Here is a 9,495-nt window from a genome sequence, read left to right as displayed (position 1 = left end):
TTCGTGTTCGAGACCCTGCCAACCCTCGGCGAGGATGACGACCTCGACACGCTGCTCCCTTGGCGCTGGAAAGACACGCTACCGGTCTAGGTCAGGCCGAAGAAGGTGGGGTTGGTGGAGCGCTTACCGATTTATTCGATCACGTCTACGTCAGCACCAGGCCAGCGGGCGTATGCAGACGCCAGCGCCTCCTCCTGGGTCATCGGGCGACCCGCTATTGCCAGACGCTTGCCGTCCACTCGAAGCGTCCAGCTCATGCGCACACCTGCTGGCAGCGGCTCCGGTGCGCCGCTCTGGTACTGGCGCGGTTGATGGGCCGCCTTGACCAGCGTTGACACCTTCGGCGTCAACAGTGAAGCGTTGGCGGCCCTCCTACAGGCGTTCTCTTGGCGCTGTGCTTCGGGTTCGGTAGCGGTAGCCTTTGCCCACGTCTGGGCATACCAGCTGGAGGTGGTGGCCAGCTTCGCCGGTGCCAACCACTTCAGCCGGTCGGTCAGGTAGTGCCGGTCGTCGGCATTGATCGGGCAGCGGGCTTCGATCCAGGCCAGCCAGTCGGCCAGCGTTACCGGCGGCGGATTGCCTACCCTGCCGCAGATCGCCTGGGCGGCCTGCTCTCGGGCCTGCTCAATACACTGGGCAGTCTCGAAGGCAAGGTCGATCTCGGCGGCCAGGGTGGCACGAGTACCACGGTCCAACGGCCCCATGGCTCGACGCATCAGGCTCTCCAGTTCCGCACCAAGGTCGCGGCCTACCTCCCGCCCCAGCACCTCGATGATGCGCTCGACCTCCTGAAAGGGGGCCGGCGCCCCATTAGTACTGATGGGCTCAGGCTTCACCACTTTGCCCAGCGGGCTATCCTCGGCCACAGTCGGCGCTGGGAGCGGTGGCACTTCCTCCAGGTGCCGGGGCGCCTTGTTCAGCTTGGCCAGCCAGCGGTTGCCGGATGCATTTTTTTCCGAAAAAGCTCCCAGTGAGGTACTGCCAAAACTGACAGAACCCCCTTTTGGCACTTTTGTCAGTTCGCTATCAGGCACATTTCCCAGTTTTTCCAGCCAGCGATTCATGACTCCCCCTCGTTCGGCGCAAGGCTCGGATGCCAGTAGAAAACGGTCTTCGGTCGTCCGGTTTCGGCAGGCACCTCGAAACGGCGAACGTGGTGGTGGTCCTCCAGCACCTCGATGGCCTCGCGCACATCCTCGACGTTGGCCAGGCCGGACCACTGCTTGCGGCGCACGTCGCGGGCAGTGAACGGCTGGGGCAGCTTGTCGCGGCGCTGGTGGATCAGGTGAGCGCCTGCAACCTGGCTCCCGGTGACGGCGCTGTACAGCCGGGCCGAGTGGCTACGCAGGAACTCCGCCCATGCCAGAGCGCGGCAGGTGGAGGCGTGGCCGACTTCGCCCTGCTCGACGTCCACCAGGGCGAACAGCAACGCCAGCGCGCAGACGGTTTTGGGCATCTTCAGCAGGTGGGATTCCAGGGCCGGGGGCAGCTCGCCGCTTCGGGCCTCGGCGTGAAGCTCCTCCATCCAGGTGATGAACTCGGCCTGGGCGTGATCGCTGAAACGCCAGGTAGGCGGCTCGCCGTCCTCGGTCTCGAAGGACATGGCGTGGAGCGCATAGAACGCCTGCCGGTAACGGTCCCTGGCCTCAGCCGACGGCGCCCGGTCCACCCACCGCCATTGCTTGGGCTGGTCCGGCCATACCGCCAGTTGGAACCGCTGAATCAGGCCATCGTCGTCGGTACCCTTGGCCACGCCTCGCACCAACGGGGCAATCTTCGCCGGCTGGATACCGCCAATAATGGACAGGTTGCAGTTCTCGATGGCGATGGTGCCGCGCCCGATGCGGTCATAGGTGTAGCGGCCATCGCCGTTGAAGCACTCCAGATAGAACGCTCGGTCAGCGGCGTGCTCCTCCTGCTGCATCTTGGCCAGCCAGCCGGACAGTTCATCGCGCACCAGCGTCAGGCCGTTGGGGTTCTCGTTCAGACGCTCGCCCAGCGCCTCCACGCTGGCGTCATTCACGGTCAGGCGGGGCGGTGACTCGGGCGGCTCCTCCAGGTTGGCGACCTTGGCCAGTTCGGCGCGGGCACCGTCTCGGTCTCCCTCCTTGGCCTTCTTCTTCGCACGTTGTTTGGCGCCCTGGCGCTCCATCTCCACGATCTCGGCATCATCTTCGTGCTGTGCCCGTGCGGCCTCGTGCTCCTCGCGGAGCTCCTTCTCGATGGCATCCAGCGGGAAACGCATTGCCTTGAGCGTGGGTGACTTCATCGAGGATGGGCCACCAATAAGGGCGCCCCACAGGTTCGGCGTGATGGTCCAGTCGTCGTAACGCTTCGGGTGCATTAGCACCTTGCGGCCTACCACGCCGGCCAGGCCGATCAGGGCCACCACGGCGCAATACTCCGGTGCCGATTGCTGGCGCTGGGCCACGTCCATGACGTAAGGCCGGATCGCCTCGGGCAGCATCTCGGGGCTGAACGGGTCAACGGGCGGCAGGCTGGACGGCAGCGCCCTGGGTGGCTCCATCGGCTCGGCGGTGTCATGCAGTTGGGTGAGGATGGAAGTCATGCGGCAGCCTCCTTGCGGCCTTCACAGGCGGCGAGGTCGTTGAAGTCGGAACAGGCGCAGTCTTCGCAGGGGAAGCGTGGCCAGGTGATGTCAGCGCCGATGACCTCGGCAGCGTGGCGGCCATAGGTCAGGCCGGGATTGCCAGGCGTGCGCCGGTCGTTGTCGGCGGCAATAGTGATGCTGATATGGGCGTGCAGGTTGCGGCGCAGGGTGCGGGCTACGGGCTCAAGGTTGTTCGTGGCCATGGTCGCCACGACCGGGCAGCCGCTTGCCTCATGGATCGTCGCCGCTGTTGCCCAGCCCTCGGTCACATAGATGTGCCCAGCGCCAGCCAGCCGGCCCACCAGGGAGGCGGCGCCTTTGATCCTGCTCCGTTTGAGGAACCGCTTTGTGCCGTCCGCTTGTATGCGCTGGAGGTTCACCAGCTCGCCATCGGCATACAGGGGCACCAGCAACACGCCGCCCCGCTGACGCAGGTTGTGAGGCTGCACACGCTTGGTGGCGAGATACCGGTGGCACTGGTCGGCCAGGTCGGCAGCGTCCCACTCCTGGCGGGCCTGCTGGGCGGCCTGGGCCTGCTCCTGCTGGCGCCTGACCTCGCGCTCACGTCGTGCCTTCGCGGCAGCCTGACGGGCCTGCTCGGCGGCGATGGGGTCATGCTCGCCGGCCACGGTGACGGTCTGCTGCTCCCCGGTGTGCCAGAAACCGAATACCGCCACTTCCAAGGTGGGGCAGACATACCAGCCGGCCAGGTTCCCCCGGCGCTTGTCCGGGGCATCGAAGCGGTGAACGTCGCCATCGGTACGGATCGTCAGGCCTGTGACGCCACGGGCAGCCAGGGCATCAGCCAGTGCCGACTCGATGGTGGTATGATGGCCATGCGCTGGGTGTGGCGCATCGTATCGGGACCGGCTCTCAACTGAGGGCCGGGCCTTTCTCGTTTCGGGCTGCATACCACTCCTCCTTCGCCTCACGGCGGTGGTGGTGATTGGTCGGTTGGTGCTTCGATGAGAGAGCCCCGGCCAGCCAGCGCCAGCAAGCGGCCAGGATATAAGCCAGGGAGAACATCAGTTGTCGAGCTCCATGGTGCGGCTAGCCTCGATGCGCTGTTGGATCCAGGTATCGACCTCGGACTCGAGCCAGGCGACCGCTCTTCCGTTCGCCGTCAGGCGGATGGGGCGCGGAAAGGTTCCGGCGTGAATGAGCCGGTGGAGGGTGGTGTTGGATATGCCGCAGCGGCGCAGAACGTCGGGGCGACGGAGGAGGCGCTGCTGATTACGCTCGATGGCCTCGTGGATGATGTCTGCCATGACTCGGTTCCTCTCGGAATGAAGTGACATGGCAAGGATGGCTCAGAAAATGTTGGTCGAACGAACTTCGTTTTCGTTTATTATATCTTTAGTGTCCAGTTCCGCCTTCGCCAACCTCGCACACTGGCGGCACTGACACCCATGATCTCCGCCACTTTAGAGGCAATATTGCGCTTTTCCATGCCTGAGGCGGCCAGGCGGTTATGGTGGTGCTTTGCCTCCATGATCCTGGGCTCAGCGGCTTCTGCACGCGATTGGCCGGATCTTTTTCCTGACGCCTTGCCATTCATCTGGATCTGCAAGATCCTGATTTCCGATTCCATCGCCTTGCTGTACCGTTCGTGGCTGGGCCTGGTCAATGTCCCATAGAGATAGCCAAGGACCAGCAGGAACTGGCCATTGCTCATCGGCCCCAGCTGATCGTCAGGGACATGCTTCCAGAGCTGGCGGACCATCCCCCAGCACATGCTGGCCGTATATTCGGATGTGGTTGAATCGTCCTCTTCCGATGACGGCAGCTGGCGAAGCTCATAGGCCATTTGCAGCAGCATTTCCTTGCCGTGGATAACGCCACCATCCTTGCTGATGATCTCCAGGTGGTCGGCCATCTCCTTCGTAGGCTGGCCTTTCATCGCGTTTATAATCAGTCCTTTGCCATTTGAGCGGGTGGCTACTGCAGGGCGTGGCTTATGCGGCTGATCGTTGTCGGAAATCCCCTTGGCTTTCGAGATCTGTGCGCCAGGGAAAGAGGTCATGCTCTGCAGCGCTGACCGATGACAACCGCGAGTGGGTGAAGTGTCTCGCTTGAAATCGCTGCTGTGATCCTGGAGCGAAAGCTGCTGCATATGGATGCCCAAAGCGGTAGCCAGCTTCTGCAGCGTGTTCCGACGAAGGTTGGCGTCGTGGCGCTCCCACTGGGCGACCTGGGCTTGGGATACTGCCAGTCGGCCCGCGAGCTCGGTCTGGGTCATGCCCAGGTGCTCGCGCCAGCAGCGGACCAGCGGCACATCGTCGGTCAGGTGGCGGCTGATGACTTCGTGAGGCAGGGTTGGGGCATCGGCTTCACCTGCGCGCGCTATCAGTTCGTTGAACTGCTCCAGGGGCACCACGGCGAAACGGCGGCCCTCCTCCTCGCTGATACGGTAATCAACCGGAGCGGTCATCGTGGCTCCTTACCTTCTCGGCAGGCAAAATATGAGTTTTAATAAGTTTTTGATGGGCAGGGCATCAGCTGCCGGTGCGGATCGGCACCACGTTGTCGGTTCCATCTCGCAGGGCGTCCAGATAGTCGGCCCATGACTGCAACATCTCTCGCCGCTGCTCCAGGTGGGTGGTCCGGTTGTAGGCGCGGCCGTTGCTGTCCTTCACCGCATGGGCCAACTGCTGCTCGATGTAGTGCTCGGGGTAGTTCAGTCGCTCAGCCAGAATCGTGCGGGCCATCGCCCTGAAACCGTGCGCTGTCATCTCGCCCTTGAAGCCCATGCGATCCAGCGCGGCCTTGATCGTGGCGTTGCTCATCGGGCGCTTGCTGCTGCGGATGCCGGGGAAGACGAACTCGGTGCGTCCGGTAAGCCCGTGCAGGTCGCTTAGGATGGTCACCGCTTGGTGGGGCAGGGGGACAATCAGGGGCTGGCCGGTCTTGCTGGCCTCGAAGGTCCAGGTAGCTGCCTCCAGGTCGATGTCGCCCCAGCGGGCCTGGCGCAGTTCGCCGGGACGAGTGAAGACCAGGGGCGCCAGCTTCAGCGCCGCGATGGTGGTGGGCTGGCCGCCATAGCCATCAATAGCACGGAGCAGCTCGGCCACCTCCTTGGGGTCGGTCAGGGCAGGGTAGTGCTTGGTCTTGCTGGGCCGCAGGGCGCCGCGCAAATCCGGTGTCGGGTCGCGTTCGACGCGCCCGGTCGAGATCCCGTAGCGGAAGACCTGGCCGCAGAGCGTCTTGACTCGGTGAGCAGTCTCGACGTGGCCGCGCTCCTCGATACGGCGCAGGCAGCCCAGCAGCTCGGGCGGGGTGATCTCGGCGATGGGGCGCTTGCCGATGATCGGGAAAGCGTCTCGCTCCATGCGGCGCTTGTTGCGCTGGTAATGGGCCGGCACCACCTCATGCTGGTGAACCTTCTCCAGCCACTCGACGGCCACGACCTTGAACGTGTTACCAGCAGTCTGCTCCCCCTGTTGGCGAGCGATACGCTTTGCGGTGCTGGGGTCGATGCCCTGGGCAAGCTGGCGCTTGGCCTCGTCGCGGGCTCCTCGTGCCTTTACCAGCGAGACATCCGGGTAGACGCCTATGGCCAGCCGCTTCTCCTTGCCGGCGTGGCGGTACTTCATGCGCCAGTATTTGCTCCCGCTCGGTGAGACCTCCAGGTAGAGGCCACCTCCATCGGCCATCCTGAATATCTTGTCCTTGGGCTTGGCCATCTTCACGGCGGTGGCGGACAGCTTGTTGGTCTGGCGACTCATGGGGGCACCTCGGGCTGGTGATAGCCTCATGCCCCCGTACGGCTGTGTCGGATGCCCCCAAGTGTGGGGGCAGGCCGTTGGCCAGGCAGGCGCCGGCTGGCGCGAGTTCTGGCGGAGTTGGGGGCATCAGGTAGTTGGCTTCGACGCTGTGCCCCCAGATATGCCCCCTAAGGCGGGGGCATGTCAAGGAATGTTGTGAAACGTCCAGACACAAGAAAGGGGCCCGGAGGCCCCTGTTCATGCGGTTTCTGAAGTGTTGTGAAACCTCCTGAAACCTTGGTTTGGTGGAGGCGGCGGGAATTGAACCCGCGTCCGCCAGCACTCGCCCATTGGCTCTACATGCTTAGATTCCGTCTTTTAATTTAACGTCTCTGGCTCCGACGGTCAGGATCCAGCGACGCGATTCCTCTTAAGTTTAGCGAACGGCACGAGGTCAATACCGAACGCGATCCCATCATTCTTAGCTCGTATCCCCTCTGCGATGAATGGGCACACCGCTTTGGGGCCGGACAAGAAGCTAACAGCTGTTAGGCTGCCAGCGCGTCCTGAGCGTAGTTGTCGTCGTTTGCGACTATTCAGTTGTGATGTTGGATTTACGAGATACATCACGCTCTCGGCATGCACCGCAGGGGTTGTCACCGGCGTCGAAACCATGTCGCCCCCGTAACGCCCTATCTTATCAGGATGGGCAGAGATGTGACAGTCTACCCTTTGTTTTGTTCTCGCATGATGCGGCCCTTCTGACGCTGCCAGTCGCGGTCCTTCTCGGTGGCCCGCTTGTCGTGCAGCTTCTTGCCTGTCACCAGAGCCAGCTCGCACTTCACTCGGTTGCCTTTCCAGTAGAGTTTGAGCGGCACGCAGGTGTGCCCCTTCTCCTGGGTCCGCGAAAAGATCTTGGCGATCTCTTTCCGGTGAAGCAGCAGCTTCCGCGTGCGAGTGGGATCGGCGATCTCGTGGGTGCTGGCGGTGTTGAGCGGCATGATATGGCTGCCCAGCAGCCAGGCCTCGGCGCTCTTGATCAGAATGTAGGTGTCCGTCAGCTGAGCCTTGCCGGCGCGCAGGCTCTTGACCTCCCAGCCGGCCAGCACCAGGCCCGCTTCGAAGGTTTCGTCGATGTGGTACTCGAAGCGAGCCTTCTTGTTCTGGGCGATCATGTTGCTGCTGGGCCCCTTGCCCTTGCCTTTCTTGTTGGCCATGAAACCTCGTGTTTGTCCGTGCCAGTGGCGGCTATCCCTTTGGTATGGGGGGAAGCGTGATACCATTCAAGACCTAAATAGCGGCTCATGATACGCCCTGGGCCCTGTTAAGTCAGCGGAGAGCTCAATGCCAACGGTCAACCGAACCGCCATGGTGCGGCATTCCCCCAAGCAGATGTTCGACCTGGTCAACGACTTCGAGAGCTATCCGAAGTTTTTGCCGGGCTGCCGGCGTGCCCGGCTGATCGAACGTGACGACGCACACCTGATCGGCGAGATGACCCTGGGTCGCGCTGGCATCGAGCAGAGCATTGCCACCCGCAACGACCTGGTCGAGCCGGAGCGCATCGAGATGTCGCTGGTCAGCGGGCCCTTCAAGCGTCTGCGTGGAAGTTGGATGTTCATTCCCATGGGAGAGAACGCCTGTAAGGTTTGTTTGGAGATGGAGTTCGAGTTCGCCAACCGCTTGCTGGGCATGGCCTTTGGCAAACTCTTCCAGCAGGTGGCGGGTCAACTTGTGGACGCCTTCACTCGCCGCGCCGACGACCTTTACGGGCGCTGAGCATGGCCGAGATTGCGGTAGAAGTGGCCTTTGCTCTGCCTGAGTGTCAAAGGGTGGTGGCCCTGAGGGTGCCTCTCGGCACCACGGCCGATGAAGCGGTGGCCCTGGCCGATCTGCCGGGGCGTTTCCCCTATGTGCCTTCCGAGGCCTTTACCGGGAACGACCTCGGCGTCTTCGGCAAGCGCTTGCGTGAGCCATCAAGCCACCGCCTTCGTGCCGGCGATCGCGTGGAGCTATACCGCCCGTTGACCATGGACCCCAAGGCGGCTCGGCTGATCAGGGCGACCGACAATAAACGCTGATGCCCCGCCCGGCATGGCCGAAGCGGGGAAGAGTGGAGCGTGAACACCCACGTCCGGGCTGGCTCAGAAATCTCCGGCCGGCGTGCCGCCCATCGGAAGCATGGCGCCTTACTCGGGCTGCAGCTCCGGGTTGACGCTGAACGGCTCGGTGCCTTCTACCTGGGGGCCGATGCTGTCGCTGGGTCTCATCTCAATGCCTTGCTCCAGGTCGCCCTCGCGCTGGATATCTACCAGGCGATTGCCGGCGAAGGTGAGGGTCACGCGCCGCTGTTCGACATCGCCGTAGGCTTCTTCAAGACGAAACACGTAGTCCCACTGGTTAGCGTCGAAGGGCGCTTCCAGCAGCGGGCGGCCCATCACATAGACGACGTCGTCGCGGGTCATGCCCGGCCGAAGTTGCTCTACCATGCCGGCGGTCACCAGGTTGCCCTGGGGAATGTCTCGCTTGTAGACACCGAAATAGCTGCAACCGCTGGCCATCAGCAGGGCGGCGGAAAGGGTGACGATTCTTGTCAGCTTTTGCATTTGCGCCTGTTCTTCATTATCGTGGTTTTGGTCGATCATACCCGACCCTACCCGATACTGCGAAGAGCAACCATGGCCGACCAGAACCATGAACTACGCAAGGCCGGTCTGAAGGTGACCCTGCCCCGCGTGAAGATCCTGCAGATCCTCGTCAGCGCCCAGGGTGAGCACCACATGAGCGCCGAGGATGTCTACAAGACCCTGCTGGAAGCCGGAGAAGACGTGGGCCTGGCCACCGTCTATCGTGTGCTGACCCAGTTCGAATCGGCGGGCCTGGTGGTGCGTCATAATTTCGATGGCGGCCACGCCGTCTTCGAGATCTCCCAAGAGGAGCACCATGATCATATGGTGTGCCTGGATAGCGGGGAGATCATCGAGTTTTTCGACGAGACCATCGAGCGGCGTCAGCAAGAAATTGCCGAGGAGCACGGCTTCGATCTGGTCGACCACGCGCTGGTTCTCTATGTGCGTCCCAAGGGCGCCAACGCGACGCGACCGGACGGCTCCCAAAAAAGGTAGCGCCAAGCCCTAAGCGCTTGAGACACAACGCGGCCCCGATCATCGATCGGGGCCG

Annotated in this window: 11 protein-coding genes and 1 other RNA gene; 3 read left to right on the top strand and 9 right to left on the bottom strand. The window is 62.9% G+C overall.

What is annotated here, in order from left to right; genetic code table 11:
- Positions 1 to 131: 131 nt before the first annotated feature.
- From ACFODV_RS14210 to smpB, 8 genes are all read right to left on the bottom strand, one after another.
- On the bottom strand, positions 132 to 1,064 hold the full coding sequence (locus tag ACFODV_RS14210) for a hypothetical protein (RefSeq protein WP_379760557.1): 933 nt from the start codon (positions 1,062 to 1,064) through the stop codon (positions 132 to 134).
- Positions 1,061 to 2,569, bottom strand: a complete 1,509-nt coding sequence (locus ACFODV_RS14205; protein ID WP_379760555.1) for a YfjI family protein — start codon at positions 2,567 to 2,569, stop codon at positions 1,061 to 1,063. The genes ACFODV_RS14210 and ACFODV_RS14205 overlap by 4 nt, the downstream gene beginning before the upstream one ends.
- Positions 2,566 to 3,522, bottom strand: coding sequence for a toprim domain-containing protein (locus ACFODV_RS14200; protein ID WP_379760553.1), 957 nt, complete (start codon positions 3,520 to 3,522; stop codon positions 2,566 to 2,568). Before ACFODV_RS14200 ends, ACFODV_RS14205 begins: the two co-directional genes overlap by 4 nt.
- A gap of 114 nt (positions 3,523 to 3,636) precedes the next feature.
- Positions 3,637 to 3,879, bottom strand: coding sequence for a helix-turn-helix transcriptional regulator (locus tag ACFODV_RS14195; RefSeq protein ID WP_379760551.1), 243 nt, complete (start codon positions 3,877 to 3,879; stop codon positions 3,637 to 3,639).
- Positions 3,880 to 3,959: 80 nt separating this feature from the next.
- Entirely contained in the window at positions 3,960 to 5,042 is a 1,083-nt protein-coding gene (locus ACFODV_RS14190; RefSeq protein ID WP_379760549.1) for a helix-turn-helix domain-containing protein, read from the bottom strand.
- A gap of 64 nt (positions 5,043 to 5,106) precedes the next feature.
- On the bottom strand, positions 5,107 to 6,336 hold the full coding sequence (locus tag ACFODV_RS14185) for a tyrosine-type recombinase/integrase (RefSeq protein WP_379760547.1): 1,230 nt from the start codon (positions 6,334 to 6,336) through the stop codon (positions 5,107 to 5,109).
- 282 nt (positions 6,337 to 6,618) lie between these two features.
- Positions 6,619 to 6,999, bottom strand: a transfer-messenger RNA (tmRNA) gene (ssrA, locus tag ACFODV_RS14180).
- Between the two features lie 41 nt (positions 7,000 to 7,040).
- Entirely contained in the window at positions 7,041 to 7,532 is a 492-nt protein-coding gene (smpB, locus tag ACFODV_RS14175; RefSeq protein ID WP_379760545.1) for an SsrA-binding protein SmpB, read from the bottom strand.
- 127 nt (positions 7,533 to 7,659) lie between these two features.
- Here smpB and ACFODV_RS14170 point away from each other — a divergent pair, with 127 nt between their 5' ends.
- Together ACFODV_RS14170 and ACFODV_RS14165 are read left to right on the top strand one after the other, a co-directional pair.
- Positions 7,660 to 8,094, top strand: coding sequence for a type II toxin-antitoxin system RatA family toxin (locus ACFODV_RS14170; protein ID WP_379760543.1), 435 nt, complete (start codon positions 7,660 to 7,662; stop codon positions 8,092 to 8,094).
- 2 nt (positions 8,095 to 8,096) lie between these two features.
- On the top strand, positions 8,097 to 8,396 hold the full coding sequence (locus tag ACFODV_RS14165) for an RnfH family protein (RefSeq protein WP_379760541.1): 300 nt from the start codon (positions 8,097 to 8,099) through the stop codon (positions 8,394 to 8,396).
- Between the two features lie 108 nt (positions 8,397 to 8,504).
- Here the strand turns inward: ACFODV_RS14165 and ACFODV_RS14160 are convergent, their stop codons facing one another.
- Positions 8,505 to 8,921, bottom strand: a complete 417-nt coding sequence (locus tag ACFODV_RS14160) for an outer membrane protein assembly factor BamE (protein ID WP_379760539.1) — start codon at positions 8,919 to 8,921, stop codon at positions 8,505 to 8,507.
- A gap of 72 nt (positions 8,922 to 8,993) precedes the next feature.
- Here ACFODV_RS14160 and fur point away from each other — a divergent pair, with 72 nt between their 5' ends.
- Positions 8,994 to 9,440, top strand: coding sequence for a ferric iron uptake transcriptional regulator (gene fur / locus ACFODV_RS14155; RefSeq protein WP_379760537.1), 447 nt, complete (start codon positions 8,994 to 8,996; stop codon positions 9,438 to 9,440).
- Positions 9,441 to 9,495 lie beyond the last annotated feature (55 nt).

It is taken from the genome of Halomonas tibetensis (assembly GCF_042643535.1).
Taxonomy (GTDB): domain Bacteria; phylum Pseudomonadota; class Gammaproteobacteria; order Pseudomonadales; family Halomonadaceae; genus Halomonas; species Halomonas tibetensis.
The sequence above is the reverse complement of the archived record's forward strand: the minus strand, read 5'-3'. Positions and strand labels throughout refer to the sequence as shown.